This is a genomic window from Vibrio sp. 10N.247.310.17 (genome assembly GCF_041466605.1).
In the GTDB taxonomy this organism is placed as follows: Bacteria; Pseudomonadota; Gammaproteobacteria; order Enterobacterales; family Vibrionaceae; genus Vibrio; species Vibrio tasmaniensis_A.
This window is the reverse complement of sequence record NZ_JBFSTC010000085.1, coordinates 1-25,197: the sequence shown is the minus strand read 5'-3', so window position 1 is coordinate 25,197 and position 25,197 is coordinate 1. Positions and strand designations below refer to the sequence as shown.

Annotated in this window: 19 protein-coding genes and 3 pseudogenes; 14 read left to right on the top strand and 8 right to left on the bottom strand. The window is 43.6% G+C overall.

The genetic code is table 11. From position 1 onward, the window contains the following. Nucleotides 1–72 precede the first annotated feature (72 nt). Nucleotides 73–1,203 carry a CRISPR-associated ring nuclease Csm6 gene (gene csm6, locus AB6D80_RS19425; protein WP_143692531.1) on the top strand — a complete coding sequence of 377 codons (1,131 nt, stop codon included), beginning with the start codon at nt 73–75 and terminating at the stop codon, nt 1,201–1,203. Between the two features lie 143 nt (nt 1,204–1,346). Here the strand turns inward: csm6 and AB6D80_RS19420 are convergent. The 4 genes and pseudogenes from AB6D80_RS19420 to AB6D80_RS19405 all read right to left on the bottom strand — a co-directional run. Beyond that, nucleotides 1,347–2,012: pseudogene (locus AB6D80_RS19420) on the bottom strand (IS3 family transposase); the annotation flags it as partial. 80 nt (nt 2,013–2,092) lie between these two features. Next, a pseudogene (istB, locus tag AB6D80_RS19415) lies at nt 2,093–2,834 on the bottom strand (IS21-like element ISVch3 family helper ATPase IstB). Nucleotides 2,835–2,844: 10 nt separating this feature from the next. Then, nucleotides 2,845–3,822: pseudogene (gene istA, locus AB6D80_RS19410) on the bottom strand (IS21 family transposase); the annotation flags it as partial. Between the two features lie 909 nt (nt 3,823–4,731). Further along, the gene (locus tag AB6D80_RS19405) at nt 4,732–5,493 is read right to left on the bottom strand and encodes a DsbA family protein (protein WP_157938864.1); all 762 of its coding nucleotides are present in this window, start codon (nt 5,491–5,493) and stop codon (nt 4,732–4,734) included. A 178-nt stretch (nt 5,494–5,671) separates the two neighbouring features. Here AB6D80_RS19405 and AB6D80_RS19400 point away from each other — a divergent pair, with 178 nt between their 5' ends. After that, nucleotides 5,672–6,682: a hypothetical protein gene (locus AB6D80_RS19400; protein ID WP_372128019.1), complete on the top strand. Its 1,011-nt coding sequence runs from the start codon at nt 5,672–5,674 to the stop codon at nt 6,680–6,682. Here the strand turns inward: AB6D80_RS19400 and AB6D80_RS19395 are convergent. Both AB6D80_RS19395 and AB6D80_RS19390 read right to left on the bottom strand, forming a co-directional pair. Further along, on the bottom strand, nt 6,679–8,109 hold the full coding sequence (locus tag AB6D80_RS19395; protein ID WP_372189332.1) for a replicative DNA helicase: 1,431 nt from the start codon (nt 8,107–8,109) through the stop codon (nt 6,679–6,681). The two genes, AB6D80_RS19400 and AB6D80_RS19395, sit on opposite strands and share 4 nt — an antisense overlap. Before the next feature lie 158 nt (nt 8,110–8,267). Then, a complete protein-coding gene (locus tag AB6D80_RS19390; protein WP_081230264.1) occupies nt 8,268–8,717 on the bottom strand; it encodes a hypothetical protein in 450 nt (149 codons plus the stop codon). 253 nt (nt 8,718–8,970) lie between these two features. On the opposite strand from AB6D80_RS19390, the gene AB6D80_RS19385 reads away from it, so the two are divergent. The 12 genes from AB6D80_RS19385 (at nt 8,971) to AB6D80_RS19330 (ending at nt 23,658) form a co-directional block, all read left to right on the top strand. Continuing rightward, the gene (locus tag AB6D80_RS19385; RefSeq protein WP_154723766.1) at nt 8,971–9,129 is read left to right on the top strand and encodes a hypothetical protein; all 159 of its coding nucleotides are present in this window, start codon (nt 8,971–8,973) and stop codon (nt 9,127–9,129) included. Between the two features lie 36 nt (nt 9,130–9,165). After that, nucleotides 9,166–9,423: a hypothetical protein gene (locus AB6D80_RS19380; protein WP_372189330.1), complete on the top strand. Its 258-nt coding sequence runs from the start codon at nt 9,166–9,168 to the stop codon at nt 9,421–9,423. A 212-nt stretch (nt 9,424–9,635) separates the two neighbouring features. Further along, the gene (locus tag AB6D80_RS19375; RefSeq protein ID WP_081230266.1) at nt 9,636–10,115 is read left to right on the top strand and encodes a lytic transglycosylase domain-containing protein; all 480 of its coding nucleotides are present in this window, start codon (nt 9,636–9,638) and stop codon (nt 10,113–10,115) included. Nucleotides 10,116–10,228: 113 nt separating this feature from the next. Beyond that, nucleotides 10,229–10,588: a hypothetical protein gene (locus AB6D80_RS19370; protein WP_081230267.1), complete on the top strand. Its 360-nt coding sequence runs from the start codon at nt 10,229–10,231 to the stop codon at nt 10,586–10,588. A 114-nt stretch (nt 10,589–10,702) separates the two neighbouring features. Next, nucleotides 10,703–12,655 carry a helicase-related protein gene (locus AB6D80_RS19365; RefSeq protein ID WP_081230268.1) on the top strand — a complete coding sequence of 651 codons (1,953 nt, stop codon included), beginning with the start codon at nt 10,703–10,705 and terminating at the stop codon, nt 12,653–12,655. A gap of 76 nt (nt 12,656–12,731) precedes the next feature. Beyond that, nucleotides 12,732–13,433, top strand: a complete 702-nt coding sequence (locus AB6D80_RS19360) for a hypothetical protein (RefSeq protein ID WP_102561029.1) — start codon at nt 12,732–12,734, stop codon at nt 13,431–13,433. A 243-nt stretch (nt 13,434–13,676) separates the two neighbouring features. Beyond that, nucleotides 13,677–14,444, top strand: a complete 768-nt coding sequence (locus AB6D80_RS19355) for a hypothetical protein (RefSeq protein ID WP_081230270.1) — start codon at nt 13,677–13,679, stop codon at nt 14,442–14,444. Then, a complete protein-coding gene (locus AB6D80_RS19350; protein WP_081230271.1) occupies nt 14,441–15,142 on the top strand; it encodes a TraV family lipoprotein in 702 nt (233 codons plus the stop codon). The genes AB6D80_RS19355 and AB6D80_RS19350 overlap by 4 nt, the downstream gene beginning before the upstream one ends. 13 nt (nt 15,143–15,155) lie before the next feature. After that, nucleotides 15,156–17,813 carry a TraC family protein gene (locus AB6D80_RS19345; RefSeq protein WP_081230272.1) on the top strand — a complete coding sequence of 886 codons (2,658 nt, stop codon included), beginning with the start codon at nt 15,156–15,158 and terminating at the stop codon, nt 17,811–17,813. Nucleotides 17,814–17,984: 171 nt separating this feature from the next. Then, nucleotides 17,985–18,371: a hypothetical protein gene (locus tag AB6D80_RS19340; RefSeq protein WP_133152233.1), complete on the top strand. Its 387-nt coding sequence runs from the start codon at nt 17,985–17,987 to the stop codon at nt 18,369–18,371. Between the two features lie 17 nt (nt 18,372–18,388). Continuing rightward, nucleotides 18,389–18,883 (top strand): hypothetical protein, encoded by a 495-nt coding sequence (locus AB6D80_RS19335; protein ID WP_081230274.1) that lies wholly within the window; start codon nt 18,389–18,391, stop codon nt 18,881–18,883. A gap of 572 nt (nt 18,884–19,455) precedes the next feature. Beyond that, nucleotides 19,456–23,658: a hypothetical protein gene (locus AB6D80_RS19330; RefSeq protein WP_372189327.1), complete on the top strand. Its 4,203-nt coding sequence runs from the start codon at nt 19,456–19,458 to the stop codon at nt 23,656–23,658. Nucleotides 23,659–23,734: 76 nt separating this feature from the next. Here the strand turns inward: AB6D80_RS19330 and AB6D80_RS19325 are convergent, their stop codons facing one another. Continuing rightward, complete coding sequence (locus AB6D80_RS19325; RefSeq protein WP_081230277.1) at nt 23,735–24,067, bottom strand: hypothetical protein; 333 nt, start codon at nt 24,065–24,067, stop codon at nt 23,735–23,737. 30 nt (nt 24,068–24,097) lie between these two features. After that, a complete protein-coding gene (locus AB6D80_RS19320; protein ID WP_081230278.1) occupies nt 24,098–24,718 on the bottom strand; it encodes a hypothetical protein in 621 nt (206 codons plus the stop codon). Nucleotides 24,719–25,197 lie beyond the last annotated feature (479 nt).

Below are 25,197 nucleotides of genomic sequence, written 5' to 3'. Positions count from 1 at the left end.
TTAACCTAATGTCCTACATGACTGTAATATTATAAATTGTGCCATGGTGGCACCTGTTATTTGGTAATCGTAATGAAAAATGTATTGGTAGCTGTAACCGGCGCAAGCCCACAAGTTCTAACAGAGACTGTTTATGCACTGTATAAGCAGGGAAACCCGATGCCAGAAGAGATCTTTGTTATCACAACAGAAAACTCGAAACAAACTCTAATTGATGGTTTTTTTGTTAAAGGCCACTGGCAAAAATTGATAGAAGATTACCACCTACCAGAGATTAAATTTGACGAGAACAATATTTGGCTGATTGAAGATGAGCAAGGCAATGTATTAAGTGATGCAAAAGGTGAAGCAGATCAAACAATCATGGCAGACTTTATCACTAGTAAAATTGCACAACTAACTCAAAATGATGATCTGATGATTCATGCATCTATAGCGGGTGGCCGAAAAACGATGGCGTTTTATATGGGATATGCAATGTCACTCTATGGTCGAGAACAAGATGTTTTGAGTCATGTATTTGTAGATGATGATTATGAATTTACGAGTGAGTTTTATTATCCAACGCCATATGATAAGCATATCGTTGGCCGAGATAAGAAAAAAGTGGTCAATACCAAAAATGCAAACGTAACCCTCGCTGAGATTCCTTTTGTACGTATGCGTCGTCAGGTTGATGAAGCAATGTTTACTCAAATGAACGAACATTCATTCTCCAAAACAGTCTCTGCAATGAACAGTGCGGCTGGTAAAGACGTCATTGTCAATATTAACACCTTGAGTAAAGAGCTTGAGGTTGCTGGTATCTCCATAAAATTGACAGGCAAAGCCTTGGCGATTTACTTGTTCTTCTTAACTCACTCAGATCGAAAAGAGACGCTAGATCGCTTTTTTGAAGATGATGTGACCCATACGCAACGCTATTTAGAAATACTCAACACTATCAAAGCGGATGTTAGACTTTATAAAAGTATGGGGTTAGAGGATGAAGGGGAATGGAGGCAATCACCAACTCAGGTTACTCCGAAAATGACAAAAGACTTTGTGCGCCAATCTTTGAATGGCCTCCATAAGTTATTTGAAAAGTCGCTGGCCCCCCATCTAGTGGAACAAATAAAAGTGCACTCAGATGGTTTGAAATCAGGAGCGACGTATAGTGTCAAACAAGAGCTGAAAATCTACTTAGATGGGCAGTTACTATAGGTTAACAATGAAACTAACTGACAAGCTGTTGTCGCCGTTTTTGGTATAACTTAGAAAATACACCCTAGTAGAAGTGGGGGGAGCCTAGAAGTGGACCCCAATGGTTGGACACATAAGCTAATATCTTAAGTGGTTGATCCAACTCATGCAGCGTATCTCTGCCTACCAAAGTAGGCTTCATCAGGGGTGAGGTCATTGAGTCCCTGATGGTTACGCTCCTCATTATAAAACACCATGTAGTGGCCGATTTCAAGCTCTGCTTCTCGGGGCGTGGTGTAAGCTTTTAAGTAAACCTCCTCATATTTCAGGCTTCTCCATAATCGCTCGATGAAAACATTGTCGACCCAGCGTCCTTTCCCATCCATACTTATCCTGACTCCATGGTCGATTAGCTTCTGTGTGAATTCGGTGCTGGTAAACTGACTGCCTTGATCTGAGTTGAAGATATCTGGCGGTCCATAATGTTTAAGCGCGTCTTCAAGGGCTTCGATACAAAAGCTCGTGTCCATCGTGTTGGATAGCCGCCATGACAGCACCTTTCGGCTATACCAGTCGATAATGGCGACTAAATACAGGAATCCCTTAGCCATCGGGATATACGTGATGTCAATCGCCCAAGCTTGGTTTGGGTAAGTGACTTCGATATCACGCAAAAGGTAGGGATAAACCTTGTGTGCTTTGTTCGCTAGGGTCGTTCGAGGCTTGGGGTAAATAGCCCCAATGCCCATGTCTCGCATTAGCCGAACGACACGTTTACGATTAACGTTGTGGCCTTTTTTAGCCAACTCATTTCGAATGCGTCTGCTCCCCTGCGTATTTCGGTGATTGCGAACGCTTGTTTCGGTTTATTCCGAACACCTGAACCAGCACTTTTTCTCTTTCCCTATTTTTACTCTAAGTGTTCGGATTGCGCCAGTTTTCTCATTGATTCTCCTCCCAGTTCTATTCGATGACTATTGTGAACTAGACGATCCATTAGAGCGTCAGCGACAGTGGCGTTGCCTATCATGTTGTACCACTCTTTTACTGGTAACTGGCTGATGACGATTGTGCTGCTGTTTTGGTAACGGTCTTCAAGCACTTCTAACAAGTGACCAGCATGCTCATGAGTCAGTTTTTCCATCCCCCAGTCGTCGAGGAGTAGTAAGCCTTTCTTAGCCAGCGACTGAAGTTGTTTTTGATAGCTACCATCCAGACGACCTGCGGTCAGATCATCAAGCAAGCGAGTTAATCGGTAGTACCTGACGGTTTGCTGTTGGTCGCAGGCACTGGTTGCCAGAGCGCAACCAAGATAGGTTTTGCCAGCACCTGTTGGGCCTGTGATCAAGATATTCTGATGCTTATGCAGATAACTGCCCGTCAGAAGTTCGCTCATCTGTTTTACGATTGAGGTTTCGTCCCTCTTTGTAGATGAGTTGGCTCGGCTGGGCATCCACTCTCAGATTTGCTTGTCTCTTCAAGCGTTGGATTTTGCTCTGATTACGGTTCAAGATTTCACTCTCCAGAAGCAAGCTTAACCGCTCCTCGAAGTCCAGCTCTGCGTAGGTGGTCAGTTGCTCTTGTTGATGCTCTAACGCTTTCGCCGCATGGCTCAAGCGCAGGGTTTTAAGTTGGTCATTGAGTACGTTCATATCCTTTCTCCTAGTGATAACAGTTCGGGCCACGAACATTGCTGTGAACAAGGTTCGGCGTATTCGCTTTATCTTTACTCAGTTGCCCTTCACGATTGTTCTTGAGTAGATTGTTGACGAAGGTGTAATTGGGTTTTGTTAGCATCAGTGCATCTTTACAGGCTTGCTCTAGGCGCGATTCGCCATAGGTTTTACTGAGGCTGAGCAAGCCAAGGCAGGAACGATAAGACTGCTCTGGATGAGGCTTGGAGTTCATCATCTTATTGACGACTTCTCGTGTGGCTGGGCCGATATTGGCTCCCCAGCTAAGCAAGCGCCCTGGCGACCACTTCTGATGTTGATGGTTGCTTGGCATGTGCTCTGGTTGGGTGCTGTTTCCTCGCTCTCTTTGGCTACGTGGATGCTGGGCCACCAAGTTACCTTGATGGTAGATCTGCACCAGGCGATTAGAGGCTTCCAACTCGACATGGTGACCAACAAGTTGATGGGGAACCGAGTAGTAATGACGGCGATATTCGATGTGATAGTCAGGGCCAACTTTGGCTCGTTTAGTTTCGGTATACAGGTAACGCTGCCTAGGCAGTGGCTTTAATGCAGGTTTGTCGAGTTTATCGAACAGCGCTTGGCGGCTGGCGCCATACTGTTTCATCTCACGCTGATTTAACTCATTCATGAGTTCACGGATGGCGAGATTCAACTCTTTAAAAGTGTGGAAGGCTTGGTGTCGCAACCGCATCATGATCCAGCGTTCTACTAGGAGCACGGCATTCTCTGCCTTGGCTTTGTCTTTCGGTTTGTAGGGGCGAGCAGGCATCACGGCTGTTTGATAGTGATTAGCCAGCTTTTGATAGCTGTCGTTCAGTCTCGGCTCATAACGATTGGCTTTGGTGACTGCGCTGCGTAGGTTATCGGGAACTAAGAGTTGTGGTACGCCACCGAAGTGTTCGAACGCATTCGCATGCGCCTCTAACCAGTAGGGCTTCCCTTGGATACACACATGATACGAATCTTCGCCATCACCGAACGATAGAATTACCCCTTTTTGGATCAGCTCAGAAGGCAGTTCCAATTCCTTTTTGTAAGTTGAATCGATGAATTTATAGAAGTCGGGGCCAGTGTGATGAGTGTTCCCTCGCGGAAGTAAGTACAAAGTTACTTTTGTCATGGTAGAAAACCTTTTTCTTATCTCATGTTGATTTCTTTTGTATACATCAATGACCAATTCTATGAAGGAAAATGAAAATCAAAGTGTTGTTCAAGCGTGGAAAGCAAAAATGCCAAGGGTAAAGAGTCTTTTGTGGGTAAAAAAAGGCCCTGCTCCAATGCAGGGCAACTTTTATTATTGTTAAGTCGAAGCCTATCCCCAGGTTATCCGACTTTTCACCACACGTAACTGTCACCACACAGCACGCCAAAGAAGACTGTGACAATCTGCTTAGGTGTGCTGTGTGACGTTTGCTACACGCGGTGAGGGATCAGTGAAAAATACATTTTCAATAAATTCAGTCGAGGACTGGTATGATCAACGGGACATATCACCCGACTAATAAGGGAACTACCGGATAGTGGTAGAGAACTTAGAAGGTTTTGAGAACTGAATTAATTATAATTATGCTAGGCGGTTTTGTATAGTTTATATCCAAAGTGGTTGGCGTAACTTTGAACTTGGTGAAGCAGCCGTAGGAAAGGTTGTGGCACAATGATGACACGCTTGTAGCAATATAGTGATTACGTTGTGGTACTACAGCTAAAAAAAACCCCCGTAGAACGGGGGGAGTATGTGTGGTGATTTCGTAGTTATGCCTTACTACTTGTAGTTAGTCTGCTCCACTCCCTCCTTGGAGTGACTTTGCAGGGCCATACGAGTAAATACCTCCACACCAATATACGATGCTTCCTATTTACTAACTGCCTGCCTATTAGTTTGGTTTACCAGTTGGCTATACTGAAGGTTCACTTCTTCGATCATCTGTTGACGACTGATTAGGCCCCCAAACTTTTTTTCACCAATATAAAAAGTTGGAGTTCCAGTAAGTTTCAGATCTCTAAAAAGTTTATTATTTTTATTTAAAATAGCACTTACTTGTGACGAATTCGCAGTCTTTTTGATAAGCGTACTGTCTAGCCCCATCAGTTCAGCAAGCTCGTATGCCTTCTGTGGGATGGACTGCTGCATTGAAAGAAGCTCTTTGTGGAATGCTGGATACGCATTGGGAGAGATCTGATTTACAGCAATGGCTATCTTCGCTAATTCAGCCGAATTAGGGCCTAAAATCGACACATCTTTATACACGAATCGAATGCGTTTGTCTTTACCTATTAGGGGAGCCAACTCTGTTGCACCTCTCTTACATACCCCACATGCGTAGTCAAAAAACTCTACGATAGTGATCTCTCCAGCTTCATTAAGAACTGGCGTATCTTCATCATAATACAAAGATTTTGAAAACATTTGTTTATGCTTCATTGTTTGGTATGTCCTCACGGATTCCACTCCTGCGATTAAGAGTTCAGGGTTTGATTGGAACGCTTTCATAAGCATCGAGTTGAATTGTTGTTGTGACATTTCAACTTCAGAAGCTGATGCGGTAGCTGCAGAACCAATTGCCAAAATTGTAAATAAAGTCGTCGCTGTCTTCTTGAACAAAGGTGCCATCATTAGATTCCTCGATTTGAGTGGTCGTAACATAGTGCTCGATGAACAACGTTATGTTTTCAATTAAGAGAACTTTTTTTCGAGATAGATTGAAACGGGGGGAGAAAATTGACGCGATGATCGGGGAAAACCATAATGAGTTTACCCACCCCAGTTATGAAAAAATGTATGGAGCGTAACTATGGACCCGATCAGTAGAATGAATTCCCTCATTACAGAAAGCTTTAATTCTGTAAAAGAATCGCAATCAGAAGTGCTTGAAACATTGGCCACTACAACAAGGAAGGTGTTCAAAGAAATTACTCAAACAACACCGAATTGGAGGCAGAAGCTTTCAGAAATTGCCAATGATGCAACTTGCGCCAATTATGTTGGCCACGTTGTCTCTAACAGACACACTCCAGCAGAGCTACTTCAGTCACAGGCAACTGACGACTTTGTTCTTAACGAATTACAAGTGACAGCGTTCGTGGTTTACGAAATGGTGGAACGAGGTTGCCCTGAGCCGACTCAGCTCAAAGATTTGAATACTGCTATCCAGAACGTAACGCTGAAGTCATTAAACAGTTTCCGCAAGTTACTACGCCGCCATAACTATGATATCGACTATCTTTCAGATCGTGTACAAGAGGCTGCCTTGGAAACGATTCGTGCTGCACGCTGCTATAAGCATACGGGTATAGCGAGCTTTGATACTTACGCGAGCGCTCGCGTTAAGACCGTTGTATCAAGAAAAGAGCTCCACCATACACTGATGGTGAAAGTATCAGACCGGGACATCTCAGGCGCGTATTCAAAAGCAATTGAAATTAATTCCGAGAAAACCAACAACAAGCTGACCCCAGATTCCAGTGCATCATCGTACTTACCCAAACCATTGTATGACTTTGAGCAAGGTTCGAACGACAATCGATATGGGGTAACTAGTGGATGTAGCGACAATGTGGTGTCGGATTTGACGCATCTTAAGTTGAGACAGCACTTGATTGCCCAGTTAAAGACCCTCAATGCGAACGAGAAAATTGTGATCATGAATGAGATGGGATTAGTAGCCGGTACATTGAATCGAAACGACTTGGTTGAATCTCTCGGTTTCTCCTCGTCTCGATATACCCAAGTTAAGACAAGCGCCTTACAAAAGCTAGGCGCACATAAGTCACTTTCTAAGTCATGGGAACGTGCGCTTGCTTAGTTGATGAACTCAATTCCACTCCCATTGGGACTGTTGTTTGGCAGAGTATCGTTAGTTTCGGTATTCTGCTTTTTGTTGTCGGTCCTTTGGTATTGATCAGCAATAGGTGACGCAGCTGGTGGTGCGCTTTGCGTGTAATTGAAGGAATCTTTAATTTGAGCGTATTTTCCAATGAAGGTTGTTTTTGCAGAGCCTATAGCTGATTTACGAGCTTTGCTAATAATCAAATGAGCGACACCAGGTTCATTTTGAGGATCATACATTTCCGGTCGATAAATAAAGCAGATGATATCCGCATCTTGCTCTAGCGAACCTGACTCTCGTAAGTCGGAATTCACTGGGCGTTTATCAGCACGCTTCTCGATATCGCGAGACAATTGGGATAGTGCTATAACAGGTACTTGTAACTCTTTCCCCAACGCTTTGAGCTGTCGTGATATTTCTGAGACTTCTAAGTTTCTATTATCAGTTTTGTATTTTTCACTGGTTAGCAACTGAATGTAGTCCACACCAATACCAGAAATCTTTCCATTATGCTGCCGATAAAAGCGACGTGCGCGACGACACAACTCCTCGACGGTCATTGAACCGTCATCCATCTCAATATTGTAATCACCGGATCTACCTAGCGCAGATGAACAATCAGCCCATTGAGTATCACTCATGCTGGCGTTTCGAATATTACTCAGTGGTACGCTTGCCAAGTTAGATAGCAAATTCTCTCCAATCGATTCAGAGCTCATTTCAAGGGAGAAAAATAAGAATGGTGCATCGTTTTGATAACTTGAGTTTTTGATAACGTTCAGGAGTAAGGTGGTTTTGCCATGAGATGGACGGCCTGCAAGGATGATGAAATCTGCAGGTCGGAATCCACCAAGTGCTTCAAAGCATGCAAAGCCCGACTTAAATGCATTAAATTCCCCTTTGCTTCTGCGCTCCATGTTGTCCAGCGTTGCAGCAAAGGCATCTTTCAATGAAATTGGGCCTTGCTCATTGTCCTTTTCCACTTCGTCATAAGACTCAACAACAGAATGCATCGAACCTATGATTTCATCGGTCGTCTTGTTTGACGAACATTGTGTTAATAGCTTTTGAAGCTCCACCTGAAGTGTTCGTTTGTTGTTAGTGTCGTTGATTTGCGAAACATAGTCAGAAAGAGCATTTATGTTTGCTGGTTGCGCTAGTGACTCCATGGCAACTGTAGTAATCGCGTCGACTCCCTCTTGCCCATACTCAGCGTATACACGCGCTTTAATCGTGTTTAAATCGATTGATTGTTTATCTTCGTGCAATTGGAAGCAGGTATCGATGAGAACCCGTGTCGCTGTATCACTGACAACGTTAGTTTCTAGGTCGAGTTCGTCAATAACGCCATCGTGGGAGAGGATGAGGTTAATCACTGGGTGGTATAAATTAAACTTTAACATGGTAATGCCCATCGGATACTAGGACATAGTTGATACAACTTTTGAGAGTGAATTTAGAGAATTGAGTGGGGGAGGTGGTAGGGAAACCCAAAAAGTTAACAACGGAGTGGGTTCAATCGCAACAATCAAACGATTGGATTTTTGGGTTTCCCAAATTACTAAAGCGAGGCGTCGATGCCTCCCTCATAATCAAAATCGACGGACTCTGTTGGAGAGCTAATCAATGCGTCGATGATGTTATTGCGTCGTGTCGTGTGGTATTTGCCTGACGGAAGTTTTTGCATAAATCCATCGGTGACCTGGTTGATGTCCAACGAGTAGCCCAGCTTCGAAATCTCGCCATGAAGTTTAAACATCACGTTATCCGATATGTAGTGATAAGCGGTACTGCGCGAGATGTTGGCGTAGGTTCGATAGAGCTCTTCACATGGTTCCATTTTGAACTCATCTTCCAAAAGACTTGAGCTGCATTGAGAAAATAACAAGTTTACTCGTGCATCTAAGTAATCGGTGCGGCTGGGTGTGAGCATATACACGGCCAAACACGCGAAGGCGACAATTAAGCACGCAGCGGTTCTGACAGGGACACACTTTGTATTCATTTCCATAACGTTTCCAGTTCCATTCATCAAGACAACCAGTACGAGAAATATGGCATAGACACTGACGTAGAAATGTAATTAGTGGGACGATTTTATCTGTTTACCTCATTTGAAGACGATCCCTCATCATGTGATTGGGATCGAGTGCCATTGTCAAATAAGAAGCTTAAATGGCTTCGCTAATTCGTAAACCCAAGTGATTAGACGTGTATAACTGACAGTCAGAGTCTAAATCCTCTTAGAGTTGCCGGGGTAGTTAATGAAAAAGATGGTTGTATTGTTGAGTTTGATGACGGTCGCTTCGGTTGCACTCGCTGATAATTCAAACAGTGAAACGACGCTAAAGCTCCCTGCGAATTCAGTCGCTTGCTATGGAACAGTTGCAGGAATGTGTGATTTCCTGACTACGAAATCGTAGAACTTAAACCAGTAGCAGCGTAACAAGGAGATAATAATGACAAACCTTCTTTTAATCATTTCAGTTGTGATAGCGACATTGGTACTCCAAAAGACGATTGCTTATTTGCGAAACGCTAAGGAAAAAAGTAATAAGGAAAAAGCATTAAAGCTATTGAAAGCCAACGGTTACGAGCCTGAATTGTACCTCGCGACTATCGGAACGGACGATCCTCAACTGAGAGATGCTTTAGACCAGTTCGCATTCACTGGTCATGTAATCAAAAATCGTCACGGAGACATAATCGGGGGGTAGTTCCTAAAGCAAAACCTGGTTTAACTAAGCCTAGCTTGAAGCTAGTTGTTTCAAATGACTAGTGAGGGACAGAACGTTGTCGGGTACTTCCCTCATCAAAAACTTCCGCTCAACGAGTGAAGATTAAAGATGAAGAGAAAAGGTGTATCACCACAGGAACATACTTAGTCAATACTGACTTTCAATCATTGGCCACGAAAAGGAGAATCTCCGTGTTTTTCTTGCCAGATATCCATGACACAAAATTAGATACTGTTGCTTTATCAAACGCGAGTAGATGCAGCATTGTTGCTGAAGTCGCAGGAGAGAAGTATGTCCCGAGAGACTTTCTTAACTTACTTGTGGTTGGCGAGGGGGGCAAAATCGGCAGTAAAGTAAAAAATACTAACGATTCCTATGACTTGGGTCCCGCTCAGGTGAATACAATCCATTCCAAATACATCTTACGAAACTACCCTAATAAGTCTTGGGTAGATGTTGCCACTGACCCTGTTCTCAATATCCGTATCAGTGCAGATATATTCAAAGGATGCCTTACCTACGCTAAGGGTAATGTTTGGGAAGCCGTCGGTTGCTATAACTCAAAGACAGTCAACATCAAGACCAATTATCTAATCAGAACAATGAAAACTTGGGATTACATTCTGAAACGACCATCATTGAACTGCTCGGAGTATTGGTATCAGGATTAGAGCTAACTTCGACTCCCCAAATATCAAATAGCAGCTCAAATTCCCCTCGCTATTTAGCAAAATCGACTTCTACCACAAGTAATATGGGGTTCTCATGTTTATAGGAATTCATTATGTCGATATGTATAAATCGAAAGACACTGACCCTATGTGGTGTACTCGTACTGTCTGGTGTTCTGGTTCTAAAGTTCTCTTCTGTTTTCTTCGATGATTCTCATGCCTATGTTGGCCAGTGGAGCTCTGTATCGTCAGACGGCGCTGCAGAATTCAACGTCGGAGCTGACTACATTGAGGCGTTTGGGAAACGATTACCCGTTGACGTGATTGTTAATGATGACGGCTCTGTTTTGGCTCAGTCTCCAAACCAAAACTTTAGAATAACCAAAACCACCAGCGGTGTTGAGTTAACTGTTACACGTAGGTACATCGAAGAACCGGTCGAGAAGGTTTATGAGCTGACTCTAAAGCAGTAAGCGTTCGTAAAGACGTTCTAAATCAACTTCATATTACTGAGAGCCATCGTAACTAAATGATAGTGCTCAGACGTGTATAACTACTGCATTATTGAATCAGAATGAAACGCGAGAATGCTGGATATAAAGTACATCAAAGACACATTTAAAGTTCCTGTTTGGCAAGTGTTGTTGCGGTTACCTGAAGCGTATCTGGACACGAGACAAGTGGTGTCTGACTTTTCCTATCTTACGGACAGTGACTGTGTGGTTATTCAAGGGACAGTGACTTCTATTTCTGAATCATACAATCGAACGACTGTCATTAATGGCAGCATTGTTGACTCCCGAAACGTCGCTCAACGTTTTTCTCATTTTGCCAAATTAGACAGTGAATACGGCCAACAATTGGCAAGTCGACTTAATGATCGAGGTTATTACTTGTGCAAAGTGAAACAAGTCGGAACCGCGCTGTTTATCAACCACCCGCAGCCATTGAATGAAAAATTCATTGGTAAAATCACTCCGGTCTATAAAGTCAAAAGTAAGCAACTCAAAGGGTTGAAGTATGCTGAGTTTTTGGAGCAGCATATTGATGAACTGATCCCATTGACGGCAAGAAAGATACGAGAAGAATTAGCGAAATTAAATCTAAGCAACGGGAAAATTAGACGGTTGTTAGAAGCGCACTCGCTGTGTTTAGAAGAGGTTTTGAGATTTGTGCATTTCCCAAATTCATTGGAAGAAAGTGAACAATGCAACGCTATACTACAAAGAATAGCAGCTACTTTGTTGTTCTCAGAAGTGGAAGGCGAACCAAATTTAACTCACCCATTTCAGCTCGACAAAGACGATACCTATTTCAATGATGTCGTCCCGTTTCAACTGACGGATGAACAATTGGATGCCGTGAGCGGTATCAAAGCCGCGATTAACAACAGAGCCCCACGAAGTGTCTTATTCGGGGATGTGGGGACGGGGAAAACCGTCATTGGCGCGATACTGACACGTCATGTTGTTGATGCTGGTGGTTGTGTCGTCATTATGGTTCCCAACCTAATATTAGGAGCCCAAATCTATAAAGAGATCGACAACTGCTGGCCAGATATTGGCATCGAGTTTTTATTGTCTGAGAGTGAGCATGACAACTTCGTAGGTAAAGGCTATCGATGCATCAACGAGATGACAGAAGACACCCGTGTCGTGATTGGTACGACGGCTTTGCTCCATCATCACAACAATATGCCTATCGACCTACTGTGGATCGACGAAGAGCAAAAAATGGGGCTTGAACAAAAAGAATCCACATTAATAACTCATGGCCGGACACATCTGTTGTTGTCGAGTGCGACGTGCATTCCTAGAACGCAAGCGATGATGAGTTTTGGCATGCTGCCGTACTTCAAATTAACCAAGTACCACACACCTAGAGAAGTGATCACTACCCGTTACGAGCATACCCAAATCGATGAGGTTATCTGTCGAGTTGAAGAACGCATCAATCGTGGTGACAAGGTGTTAATCATTAGCACCATGAAAGGTGAATCCAAAGCTCAAGCTGTTTCACACAGAGCCAGTGCTGAACAACTCTTTGATGACTGGAAAGCGATGTATGGTGACATCGTTAAATTGTCCCATGGTGGGTTGTCTAAACAAGACAATGAGACTGCCATAAATGCAATGAAGTCGGGTGAGGGGAAAATATTGATTGCGACCACATTGATTGAGGTTGGGATCACAATACCAAAACTGAACTATGTCGTTGTGCTGAACCCTGAAAATCTTGGTGTGGTTACGCTGCACCAGATCCGAGGTCGCGTAGCGCGGGAAGGAGGTATCGGGCATTGTGACCTACTGCCTACTACCCAACTCAAAACGCCATCCATAGACCGACTGGATTTGTTGGTCAATCACTCTGATGGGTTCAGTTTGGCAGAGGCTGACTTGCAATTACGGGGTATGGGGGACTTAAAGAATGGCAACAATCAGTCAGGAACGTCGAAATGCATTTTGGTCGACCAACAATTATCGCTTGGTCTGCTAACCGATACCTTAGAAAGACTGACAGGAAAGGGATCAGAAACCTAAACGAATTAATTTCTGAAACTGACATCACGCTCAATAAATGACAGTCAGGCATGAGCAATTTACGGAGAGCACCATTATGCTAATTAAATACAAAAATTATTCTGATCTGGATGATTCTACTTTAGAGCAAATGGATAAATTGAAGTACTCTGATTTATTCCATCAATTGAAAATTCAATTTGAAACAATGTGCGGATCTACTTACAGTTTCGGGGATATTTTCAATACACAAATTAATCAAACTGAGATTGTAGAACATAACTGGATGGTTTCAATACCAATTCAAAACCAACTATTCACTCTTGATAGTGTAAGAGAGTCGATACCGGAAAGCGAGAATGGGATTAATGTACGTTGTTTTCTTGACCCGAATCTCTATGAGCTCATTTTCTTTGTCGACCCTAGAAACCCAAAAGAATTGATCGGGTTTTGCAGCTTAAGTAAGTTTGAACATAACGATGATGGGTACTATTCGATTAGAGTCGTTTTGGAAATGGTCTACGTTAAGCCCAAGTATAGAAATGGCATTCGAGGTCAGATAATGGCCTATGAAACGGGTTGCTTGATATCTAGGCAAAAAGTGTTTGATGAATTTAACAACGAATATCGATATGTGGACGTCGAAGTTGCTGGTCAAGGAACTAACGCAGGAGGTCGAGCATGTTTAGAGCGGTTTTACCTCGGAATCAATTTCCACCTCGGCGGCATAAGTATTGAAGATAAAGATGGTTGTGACATTGAAATACCATCTAACGTTATTTTGTGCGATGAATATTAGCGATTTGTTCTTGCTTTAATACAAGCTCTAAAGGCGGAGTTAAACAACACTATACCTTGCGATAGTTAGTTGTGGGAAAGTGAACCTCATCCCCTGATTATCGTTAATTTAAATACCTTTTCTGATGTAACACTTCACCTCTGTCACCAATAAAATTCAATTAAGCCGTGAAATAAGGCTCACTAATTTAAATTATGCAGATCTAAGTTTGGCAAACTCTTGGTACTAACTAGGAGTGTTGCTATGAAATGGTCAAACAAAATTCAAGGTATGTTGGGCTTAGGGTTGCTTGCCAGCCTTCAAGTCGCAGCTGAACCCCCAACGCAAGATTTCCTCAATGCCGACATCAATGTGGTTTCAAGTTATGAAATTGAAACCGACAAGCTAATTATGATGGAGCTGGATACCGGTGAAATGTTACTGGCCACCGGTGATGGAAAATTTCTTATCAAGGGCGGTTCATTATTCTCAACCGTTCACACCAAATTCGTAAACTCCCCACAAGAGCTTTACGCGGCATCCCATGTCGACTTGAAGAAAATGAAAATCAACCCAGAAGAAGATTTTGCGGGGTTTAACTTAAACCCATTAGCCAAAGTTTTTGGTGGGACCCTCTTTATTGCACCAACGGGTTGTAAGCATTGCGGTGACTTCGTAGAGATCCTTGAGAAGCAGCACCCTGATAAAAGATTCCGCATAGCAATCGTGCCTGTCTTCGATGATAAGGAGTATGAAAATACGTTGTTAGCCCAATGTTCCGATGATCCGGACAAAGCGCTGCACGCCTTATATGAAGGCACTTGGTCTGAAGCTAAATACCCCCGCCCACCAAATAGCCAGTGTAAAGAAGCCATTACCAAAGTGAATTCAACTTACGCGTCTCTACAGATAATGAGTCCGGGCCGTGTTGGGCTTCCTGCATTTTTCAACAACAAAACATCTTCCATTATCGGGCTGCCAACGAGTAAGGCTCAACTCACGTCCATTATCGTAGAAGGAATCGACCTATGATTAAACAATCCATATTTATCTCATTTGCGCTGCTTACTTTAGCCGGTTGTTCTGTCGTAGGCGAAGAAGAGGGCGTGTGTCCAGGCGCGAAAAGTGGTGTAGCGTGTGCGTCCGTCCGAGAAGTTTATGAGCTAACCAATGTCTATAACAATGCTGAAGACTATGCGAAGGCGACAGGTGACGAACGTGTCATGGTCACAGACGAAGATGGCGAAACCATCACAGGGAAACAATACAAAGAAAAATACGGAACGGACATTGAGGCTGACTCAGCATCAGTGAATGAAACCCAACAACACGCAAACTTTTCTCAAGCTCCAGCGTTAGCTTCACCCGAAGCGGCATATCAGCATTTACTTCTTCCGGCTCCAGAACCCCTAGCCATGCGAAAGCCTGCCGATATTGTTCGTACATTGGTGCGTCCATATACAGACAAAGAAACCTTACAGATCCCTGGTTATGGATTCATCGAAGCAACACAGCGAACTTGGGTCGTCGATAGAAGCGCTAAGACCAATGATTCTCAATACGTCAACTTCCATGTCAGAAAGGAAAGCCAAGAGCAAAACTACGATGTGAATGATGATGGTCAGATTGGCGTCGAGTCACGCAATGCAAGACCGGCTATCAGCGACTCTGAGTTAAGAGAGAATGCGAGAAGTAATGCGAACTCGCTAATCGATCAACTGCGTCAATAAGGGGGCATATATCATGGGTGCGATTTCACGATTTTTTAAGCAATTCGAAAACTCCAAATTTGGCGATCTTCTCCCTGTCTTGGACTACAACCGAAAGCACAAATATTTCGAGCTCGAAGACAGTTACATTGGCTTAATGTACAAGATTGAAACGGTGCCAGCCGTTAACGATGAGTTACAGGAGCTATTAGAACAAATCTATAAGGCCGATTGGCCGGAAGACACGTTTATTCAGGTCTTGTTTTGGGCGAATGATAATTTAAGCCCTTTCACCAATAGCTTTTCTATGTACCACGGAGGTCGACAAACAGGTGAGGCAAACGACAGACTGAATTCGATTTCAAAGGGGCTGATTAACCACTTCCAGCAATCATCACAATCAGGGTTTGGTGATAGCGACTGTCGAGCTCGCATGTTTGATTGTTACTTCGTAGTGAAGGTTCCAATCAAAGGCAACTTTGGCGTGCCTACCAAAAAGGAACTTAAACACTTCAATAATCTACGTACTGATACAGAAGAGTCATTGAACAAGGTCGGCTTGTTCTGTACCCCGATGGATCAGTGGGGCTGGCTACACTTCATGCAAAGGCTCATGAACAGAAAGGACTCGTCAACTTGGCGCAAAGGAGACGTTAATAAAAACGAAGCCTACATGCCCCGAGATCAAGTTCAGGAGCAGGGCGGTAAAATCGAGTTTACCGATTCGAAGGTCATCATTGATGAGCGGCCTATATCGATGCTTACTCCCAAAGAATACCCAAAAACACTGGGCTTTGGTGACATGCTGAATGTCTTTAGTGATTGGCGATATGGGCATTCTACAGCATGGTCGAACTTCATGATTGTATTGAATGTCCATTACCCTAACTCTAAAAAAGAAGAGGGTAAGATTAAGCGTCGCCGTAAATACATGACAATGCAGGCAAACAACAAATTAGTAAATTGGAATGATACTGTTCGTTGGCAGCGAGCTGACTTTGATGAAGCTTTTACCAAAATTGAGCAAAAGAAGTCGAAGATGGTGAATGCGTATCTTCAGTTTATGATTTTTGGTGATGATGAGGAGCATTTAGAGACGGAGATTGCACGCTTCAAGAAAGTAGCTTCAACCCCTGCAGGATTCGAATTGGAAGAAGACAAGTACATGACTCCACCTATGTTCCTGCATTCATTACCTTTCGCACCAGACCCTGTGACTCGCAAAAGATTAGACCGCTATAACTTAGTACCGTCTGATGTCTGCGCGTTCATGAGCCCGATAATTTCCAGTTCATCTGGCAACTCACCAAGTAAACCTGTGATCCCCTTTGTAACCAGAGACATGTCGATGTTTGGGTTCAATCCTTTTGAAACCGATGGCTCAATGAACGGTATCGTTGTCGCGGAGTCGGGCTCGGGCAAGTCGGTTCTCGTCCAATACATTGTGACGTGCATATTGGGGTCAGGCAAGATGCCAAGCCAGCATCTATGGAACATGATGAATTTACCCAAGTCAGAAATCGATAAGCTGATGAAGACCGCTCAACATATTGCTGAAGCCAAGCGCGATGGTGGTATGGCAATGATTATCGATGTGGGTCGAAGCTACTACCGTTTGTGTGAAGCGTTGAATGGTCAATTTATCAGTTTCGGTCAAGATATGAAGTTCTCACTCAACCCTTTCCCGTCCATTGTTGAGTTCAGTGGTAAGGAAGGGCAGGCTGGTATGATTTTGGAAATGCTGTCGGTGATGGCAGAGCCCAATGGTACGCTCACGACGTTGCAGAAGCGTGGTATGACGACCATTTTGAAATTGATGTGGGATAAGCATGGTCGCGACTCAAGTGTCACGATCTTCGCTGATATGTGTTCTGCGAGCTCTCGTAAAGAGCTGAATGACATTGGTGAACAGTTAAAACCATTCCGTGAAGGCGAAATGTTTGGCGATATGTTTACGGTCAATAAGCCGCCCCCAACGCTGGACAACCCATTCATTGTCTGTGAATTAGAAGAGCTGAAGTCGCAACCGGAATTGCAGGTAATTGCCTTAATGCAGATCATCAACCTGTGTTACCAACATTTCTTCTTGGGTGATGCTCAAGCCGGTTCTCAGCGTCGTTCGAAAGCCTTCATTGTGGATGAGTGTTGGGAGTTCCTTCAAGAAAAGCAAGGGTCCACAGGTGCTAACCCAGTATCATCGTTCCTTGAGAGTGCCTTTAGGCGTTTTAGGAAGGTGGATGCTAGTGCTTGGATTATCACCCAATTGTTGAGTGACTTGTATGGTTCATCTGTAGGTAAAGCCATAGCCGCCAACTGTGTATATCGTTGCTTCCTGTATCAGAAATCAGACACGATTAATCAAGTTAAAAATGACAAGCTGGTGGCATTGTCAGACCAAGAATTCGAAATTCTCAAATCGATTAGGACCCGTAAAAATAGGTACTCAGAAATATTCTTCCAAATTGGTGATGACATCAAAGAGGTTGTGCGTTTTTACGCGCCTCCTGCAATGCTGCTGATGTACTCCACGGACCCGAAAGACAAAATGGAATTAGCGGCTCTGATGGAACGGGGGTACACCCAAGACCAAGCCATCGATAAAATTTTAGAGACGCGTCGGGTCGAGTCATTTGCGACTGACATGGATGACTTGGAAAATGAAGACGAAGAACAAGTCGAAAACGCCGCATAACAATGTCCTTTCTTTGAAAGAAAATAAGTTATGCAAATGATCTCCCAAATAGGCAAGCAGGCTCCAAAACCTGCTTGTCAATTTAAAGTCCAAATTACCTTCCTTGTTTGAAAAACTTATTTCTACCGCTCCTTACAATGAAAATCACACCCCAACAATGGTCACTATGCAATGAAAATTCTAACTATGGTTTTAAGCACTTTGGTCTTCATGAGTTCAGCTATGGCTAACACCAGTGACGACATAATCAGTCGTTACAAAGAAGCGTGTGGAACGGAGTGTGGGGACACCATCGCCTATTTGTCACGCTATGCTTCCGCCCAATGTAACATTCCTTATGATTCAGTCGTAGAAACGTCTGTGGAGCTTACTGGGCTTCAATTTGTGGCGATCTCCATTGCAGTCCAACACCCACTTGCTCACTCATTGCAAAATTATGCTTTGAAGAGTCTTGATTGTTCGGACTTACATAAGTGGTCTAAGTCCATCGAAGACTACTCGTTCGTGCTAGAGGCAAACAACGGACTCCAAGGCTCCAATGTCTCAAGTAGCAATTAGAATGAGTGAGGTTATGGATGTTGAGTACTAACCAATGTAATGAAAAATCAGGCAACAACGTGAAGGTGACATGGCTTCTGGTGTGTGGACTTGTGGCCTTAATCACTATTGTTACCGTGATGATGTGGACAACGAGAGCGAATCGATTCAGTGATTACACGATGATGGAAAAATCATCACGCGAGTATATTTTAAACCTGTATGCAATGGACAACTCAACACTAGATTCAAAGGCGATTCAGTGGCCTGATTTTGCTGTCGCTCATGGTGGGGTGCAGTCAGTGAATTTGGTAACAAAAGTTTGTAAGTCTGAGGCGTCAAATGCCACCTGCTTTTTTGCGTATCAAACTTCCTTTAAAGACCAAAGCCATACCATGACATATGGAGTCAGGGCGACAAATGATGAAAGTGAACCGCTGAATATTGAATTGCTCAATGCAACTGGGGGGCGGTTGTTGCTTTCCATGCCAGATCCCTTTGTGAATAGTCCTGTGGTGGAGGTATTGGAATGAAGACGCTAAATTTTCTTGTTGGATACATCTCTCTTCAATTGGGGATAATTGTCTTTTTGACAAACCCATTGAATAGCATGTCACTCACAATAATTTGCTTTTTACTGGTGGCGGTATGCTACTGTCTTGTCTCCCCGTTTATCAAATGTCGTCTACAAGAACTCAAGCATTTTGATAAATTTGTCTTTGAGATTTATCAGTCAAATCGACGTCATCCATTGTCTGAAAAGTTTGGAACGGAAATATCTAAACACCTGTCTAAAAATGCACAATCTTCTTCTGATAAAAAGAAAGACATCGGCGCATATGTAGCCACGGACTTATACTTGTCCTTATTCACGTTCGGTATCGCGGTCGCGCCAGGTTTATTAATCCATATATTTTTACCATAAGTCTTCATTCTCATTCAGCCCCTTCATAGTCGTGAAGGGGTAACAATCCAAATCCCTCCTTTACAATGAATGCCGCGAGAAAAACTTTAATCTTCAAAAATAGGCTTGTTAATTTCAAAAATTGCTCTCGACCTTATTTAACCTATCCCAATGAAATTGCGTTTGGAGTTGAAGAGCACTATGAACAAGTTAATCAAAATTCTTATTAGTTGTTCACTAACAGTTATAGGGACTGCTGCTGTTGCGAAATCAGTGTACATCATCGGTTCCATAACGAGTGTGCCGCCAAAAGTAGAGTTTACTTACCCTGATGAAATCTATCGTGGCGTGAAAGAGTATTCAGCCTTAGCTAAAGAAGCCGCAGCATCTGGTTGTAGATTAGAAACAGTGCGAGAAGAAGCGTATACGTCTGACAGTAGCAATCTAAAGTGTTTCTTCGAATGGACAGGTGATACCGACCCGAGCTGGAATGCGAATGGATTAGCGCTCGATGGTCGACCTACCGCAGCTGCAGGAGAGCATTACCGTTCATATCGCATTTCTTACTTCAATGGTATTGAGAAAGAACGCATCACATTGATTGAAGACAGCGTGGCCTACACTATCCTTGAACCCGTTCCGCCTGTGATTGTAAATGTCACCACGGACACTACTTCAGCTCAATATCAAGGCTTGAGCTTCATTACACACGATAAGAATGAAAAACTTCGCAAAATTACTGTTGAGGTCGAGCCTCGTCCATTTGATCAGGTGGTGGCCTTAACTCAGTTTGGTGAATCGTGTGAGGTGCCTGAAGGCCAAGATTCATGCGTGGTCGCCATTTCTGCCTTTCATCTATCTGGTGACGATTCACTGACAGGGCAACTTACCACAGCATTAAAAGTCTCGGATAAATACGATGTCGTATCAGCCCCGAACAGTCAGATCCAATACGCGTGGGATTACAGACCGCCCGTTATTGAGCAGTATGCTGTCAAAGCTGTCGGAGATACCACTAGCAATGATATTTCGATTGATGTTGGTGGAGAAACGGTGGTTGTCCAAAACAATGAAGCTGTAGTCGTTCTCAGTTCGCCGCACAGTACCGATACAGCAAATAAGTGGTGGTTACCATCCAAGGTTAGTTTGAGCTTTGAAGAGCATACAGATCATGTCGGTGTATCCGATTTTGTTACGCTAGAGGGTAGGGATATAGGCGATTTATTCAGAAATGAACACGTTACCTATACCGAGAAGACAGTAGACAGCTTTGGTATCCCTCAACAGATTGGCAACAAGTTTGTCTATCGAATTCCGCTCAGTTCAGTGGTAGATGGATTTTATCAAGGCAACATAAAAGCCTTAGATAGATTTGCAAACAGAGGTGACAAGGAAGTGACTGCAATGCAGTTAGACCGTTTACCTCCTGAGATTCGTCTGTACAACAATGACACGCTGTTTAGTACTGGTGATGAAATCAACTTCATGGAGCATATGATTTTCACCGTGCAAGATGAAACCAGTATTGAGAATGAAATCACTGATATTTTGCTTGATGGCGTACCCGTTGAGCATATTGGTGAATTCAAGATGGCTCGTGCGATCAAAATGGAAACCCCATGGGAGTCTAATACAGTTCATAAAGTCATTGTGCGTGGTAAGGACGGGAACAACAACGTAGTTCAAAGAGAGTATTCCATTTCATTCTTACCTTTAGACTTCGAATACGACAACATCAGTGACCGCAAAGTGGCACTTGTGCAGAACCAAGACATCACATTCGCACAAACGAAAGGTCGAGCTTGTAGAATGTTCAAGTCAGAGCATGAGGCGGTACAAGGGATCAAAAACCCGACTCAAATGACTTGTTCCGTGAACTGGACAGTCATCCCTCAAGGTTTGGAAGAAGCATGGGATACTGCGAGCCCTGAGCTGATTGGTGTATTTGAAAATACGGGTCCTGCGACAGTGGAAGCAGAGATTTATATCCATGACTCTGAAGGCCGAAAAAACTTAATCAAAGTCGACGATACAAGCCTAATCGTTCATACCCCAGATACCCCAGATACTCCAGAGATCATCTTCGACGACGACGGTATGTTTGAAGATGGCATATATGCGGTTGAGATGGGGCAATCTAGAATCGGGAGATATCGAGTTAAATCAGCGGCGTCGCCTATTTACATTACGCTCCTTAAAAATGGTGAAACCTTAGAAAGCCAATACATCAAACAGTCCAACCGATACACCGAGCACACTATCACGAAGGTAATCACAGACAGAAACAGTGCAAACCACCGAGATTTGTGGCAGATGGATGATTATGCCGTTCAAGTTCATTACGCCCGTTTACCAGAACAAGTAGTTGAGAGTGCGGTGAAGACTTATGCGGTTCCTTCTACACGAGCAAGGCTCAAGGTTGAGCAAACTTCTCGTGAAACGTCCACCGTTGACACATTCAAGGTTAAATCGAAATTTGGGCTGTATAGTAGTTTTTACCGAGATGTCGTATACAAATCTGAAGAGCTTGGTGATTGGTCTGTTCGAATTGCTGTCATGGACAAAGAGAAGAACCTACATGGCCTGACGGATTGGCAAGATATGAACGAATCAGGTGTGAATGACTTTGATGTAAACTTCTCATCAGATGACATCGGTGACCTTCGATTCTATGCACAAGCGAAACTAAAATCGCCAAATGAAAATTATGTTTCAATGGTTCGCTCTCAACGCGGGACCTTGAAAATCATGAAAGGAACGGCAATCGAAGGTGAACTGCGTACACTGCGTATAACGGGTTCTGTACCGATGAATGCCGCTATTCAATATCAACATCTTACCCGTGATGACAAAGACGCCTCTGGTGAAGTGTCATGGTACATATCGGAAGACAATGGCAGTACGTGGAATCTATATGGAGAACCTGGTAAGCGCTTTTCTTTCAGTACCTCAGTAGAAGGTATTTGGTTGGTGAAAGGTCATGTTCCAAATCGCTTCACAGGGGAGATAGCAGAAACGGACGTCGTACAAATCATGGCGTACCGAGTGCCAAAAACTGAACTAGTTGGGGCAGCAAACCTGATCACCGGTATGACAAGAACGTACACGCTTCTTGATCAAGGTGAAGAGGCGGATGCCGGTAATATGCTTATTAAATGGTCTATTGATGGTGGAGTCACGTTCACTGAAGGCGGTAGTACACTCGAATACACTGCAACAGGTGAAGGCAGCAACAAGATTATCGCAAAAGCGGCGTATCTTGGTTATGAAACCGATGAACACAGCTGGGCAACAGAATACCGCTCAGTACGTTCTCAGCGAGCGAAACCTGTTCGAGTAAGAGTGAAAGGGGATACTGATGTTGAAACCACCGATACGTTAACTTTGGTTGGAGATGTCGATACACCGTATTCCAATATGGACTCCGAACTTGAAATTGAATGGGTAAGACCAGACGGAACCATTGTTGATTCGAATGTTGTGGACTTTACTCCAACGAATGATGATTTGGACCGAGCTGACTTTCATACATTCACACTGCGTGCGTGGGTTAAAGATGCCAAGGCGTTAACGTATGCGGAATTCGATCATAAGGTTCGTGTATGGGAGTATCAGTTCCCACAATTCGACGTGGCGTATAAACAGCGTGTGCTCGTTGCACCTTCAGTGATTGAGATCTGGTTACGACGTCCAATTGGTGCGAATTTACGCGAGTACTATTTGTATGAGTGGAACGGACAAGGCCGACTGGAGTTGACGAAAGATTACGGACATCGAGCGCGATTTACCGCAAAACAACCGGGTATATACCCAATTTCGGTTACGGTAGAAGATGATCGCGGTAACTACGACACCTTTACTGAATATGTGGAGGTATTGGAACCTGAGCCGATCACTGTGGATTTAACTGCACGGTATAGTAACAGTTATCAACGTTCGCCACTTGATGTTAATGTCCGTCCGACAATTCGAGGTGGTCACCCATCAGACCGAGTGGCAGACTATCAATGGTATGTCGATGGTGAGTTACAACCTGAGTTAGAGAAGTCATCAGCAAATATTGAGAACCTATTAACGGGTGACCATGAATTGAAATTGAAAATTCTCACTAACTACGGTCAAGAAGCGGAAGCGATCATTCCAATTGAAGTGGTGCCAAACCAACCACCGACGTGCTCTATCGATTACCGTATGTACTCGAAGACCGCCCGTATCGAAGCAAAATGTAAAGACTTAGATGGTAAAATGGTCAAATACGATTGGACAGTTGGTGATAACGAGCGTCGCAATATCGGTAAACGGATTTCAGAGTTAAGACAACCGGGCGAATCAGAGTTAGTGACGGTTGTTGGTTATGATGATTCTGGGGATACCGCCACAGCGCAAATGGTCGTGCGTTGGTAAGACTATGACCTCGATATAAGAACGTCCTTGTGTCGTTATTGGTGCATTTAGACTCTTCAGTTTAGATGCACCTTTTTTATTGGATGGGTATAGCCAGGTTGTCCACGTTTTCATTGAATGAAATGCAGTACAAGCACTGAACTGTCGCCCCATCCAAGTCATCTTCATCAAACAAACTGTCATCAGACAACCATTCGTTTTGCATCGCTTCTGTTATCTCTTTGGCCATAAACACAGCGAGAGTGGCGTTAGGGTATTCCGAAGCAAGGTAAGCCTTAATATGATGCTCTAGCATAGGTTCAATGGAGTGAAGCCATAGGGATTCATTACTTGAATGAGCCATAGTTATAGCAAGTCGAGCTTGAGTCATTGCAGACGGGCAGCGATAGGCTTGTAAATTCAGTTCCATAATCTCTCTCCTTAGCGTTTATTCCAAAGGCTAAATTTCATCACACGGGTAGATACCACAGACTTTGCACAGACGTCGGCCCATCAGTTTCTCTGAACCTTTTTGCATTCTGTATTTCGGCTCTTTAGCATTGTCTAACTGTAGCTTTTGCACAACGCCTGCTTGAGTCCACCAGCTGTCTTTCATGTTGAGTAACGGAAGTGTTTTTAAGCGCTCCAGAGCAGTCCAGTCTGGTGCCGTACCATTAGACATACCTTCTTCGATGATGGAGCGACAAACCCACGCGCATCCGTAGAAATAAATAGCTTTGCTATACATAGGGTCATTCTCAGGATCGCTTTCACCAATTGGCATAGCACTGAGTACGCCCGTAAGCGCAGGCTTGAGCATGTTGAACAACTGATCTGCCATTTCAGGGTTCTTGGTGAGTAATGCATTGGTTTTGACAGCTGTCGAAGCACTGGCAATGTTCAAGAAATCTTGAAGCTGTTTTAAGATGAATAGATTGTTGTCGGCCAACTTTCCGCTCACAGAAATCAGATCCCATAGTGTTGACTCGTTCACTTTCAAATCGAGAAATCGACGTAATAACCGACTGTAAGGTTTGCTGCTGTCGAAATACAGGTTCTGGCTGGTGGTTGGTAAACACAAACAGGGTTCCGTTACGTGGTTCCTTTTTTAATTGATTACGGCACAGGGCGGCAAATACATCAATGCAAAACAGAAATCAGCCGGTTTAATGGCAAGGAATATTTGAGTGTTCTGACCGACTCGATAATTTTCAAGTAGCTTAACCGTTTGCTGACGAAGTTCATCAGGGATATTGACGTGTTTACTGGCTCGGTTTTCGGTTTATCGCCAGTGCTCAAAGTCAGCAATGGCCTGATTCAACTTTTCCTGGTTTTGCATGGTGGATTCCTTATGTAGGATATGCACTCAGTAAATCAGAATTGGTTGGTTAAGTTGAGCTATACTGCCGTAATCTCACAGTTCTTCACAGAGCATTACAGCATGATAATTTGAAACGACATTTATCAGGTAAAGAGTTCTATGAAGATATCGTTAGCGTAATTGAAAGTTAGAATGGAAGCCTAATAAGTTGTTTATAAAAAAGAGAAGCTGTCGCTTCT

Bases quoted from the DNA above. Each gene is read 5' to 3' on its own strand.
- csm6 (WP_143692531.1), top strand. From the start codon at position 73: ATGAAAAATGTATTGGTAGCTGTAACCGGCGCAAGCCCACAAGTTCTA.
- AB6D80_RS19405 (WP_157938864.1), bottom strand. From the start codon at position 5,493: ATGATGGCACCTTTGTTCAAGAAGACAGCGACGACTTTATTTACAATT.
- AB6D80_RS19400 (WP_372128019.1), top strand. From the start codon at position 5,672: ATGGACCCGATCAGTAGAATGAATTCCCTCATTACAGAAAGCTTTAAT.
- AB6D80_RS19395 (WP_372189332.1), bottom strand. From the start codon at position 8,109: ATGTTAAAGTTTAATTTATACCACCCAGTGATTAACCTCATCCTCTCC.
- AB6D80_RS19390 (WP_081230264.1), bottom strand. From the start codon at position 8,717: ATGGAAATGAATACAAAGTGTGTCCCTGTCAGAACCGCTGCGTGCTTA.
- AB6D80_RS19385 (WP_154723766.1), top strand. From the start codon at position 8,971: ATGAAAAAGATGGTTGTATTGTTGAGTTTGATGACGGTCGCTTCGGTT.
- AB6D80_RS19380 (WP_372189330.1), top strand. From the start codon at position 9,166: ATGACAAACCTTCTTTTAATCATTTCAGTTGTGATAGCGACATTGGTA.
- AB6D80_RS19370 (WP_081230267.1), top strand. From the start codon at position 10,229: ATGTCGATATGTATAAATCGAAAGACACTGACCCTATGTGGTGTACTC.
- AB6D80_RS19365 (WP_081230268.1), top strand. From the start codon at position 10,703: ATGCTGGATATAAAGTACATCAAAGACACATTTAAAGTTCCTGTTTGG.
- AB6D80_RS19360 (WP_102561029.1), top strand. From the start codon at position 12,732: ATGCTAATTAAATACAAAAATTATTCTGATCTGGATGATTCTACTTTA.
- AB6D80_RS19355 (WP_081230270.1), top strand. From the start codon at position 13,677: ATGAAATGGTCAAACAAAATTCAAGGTATGTTGGGCTTAGGGTTGCTT.
- AB6D80_RS19350 (WP_081230271.1), top strand. From the start codon at position 14,441: ATGATTAAACAATCCATATTTATCTCATTTGCGCTGCTTACTTTAGCC.
- AB6D80_RS19345 (WP_081230272.1), top strand. From the start codon at position 15,156: ATGGGTGCGATTTCACGATTTTTTAAGCAATTCGAAAACTCCAAATTT.
- AB6D80_RS19340 (WP_133152233.1), top strand. From the start codon at position 17,985: ATGAAAATTCTAACTATGGTTTTAAGCACTTTGGTCTTCATGAGTTCA.
- AB6D80_RS19335 (WP_081230274.1), top strand. From the start codon at position 18,389: ATGTTGAGTACTAACCAATGTAATGAAAAATCAGGCAACAACGTGAAG.
- AB6D80_RS19330 (WP_372189327.1), top strand. From the start codon at position 19,456: ATGAACAAGTTAATCAAAATTCTTATTAGTTGTTCACTAACAGTTATA.
- AB6D80_RS19325 (WP_081230277.1), bottom strand. From the start codon at position 24,067: ATGGAACTGAATTTACAAGCCTATCGCTGCCCGTCTGCAATGACTCAA.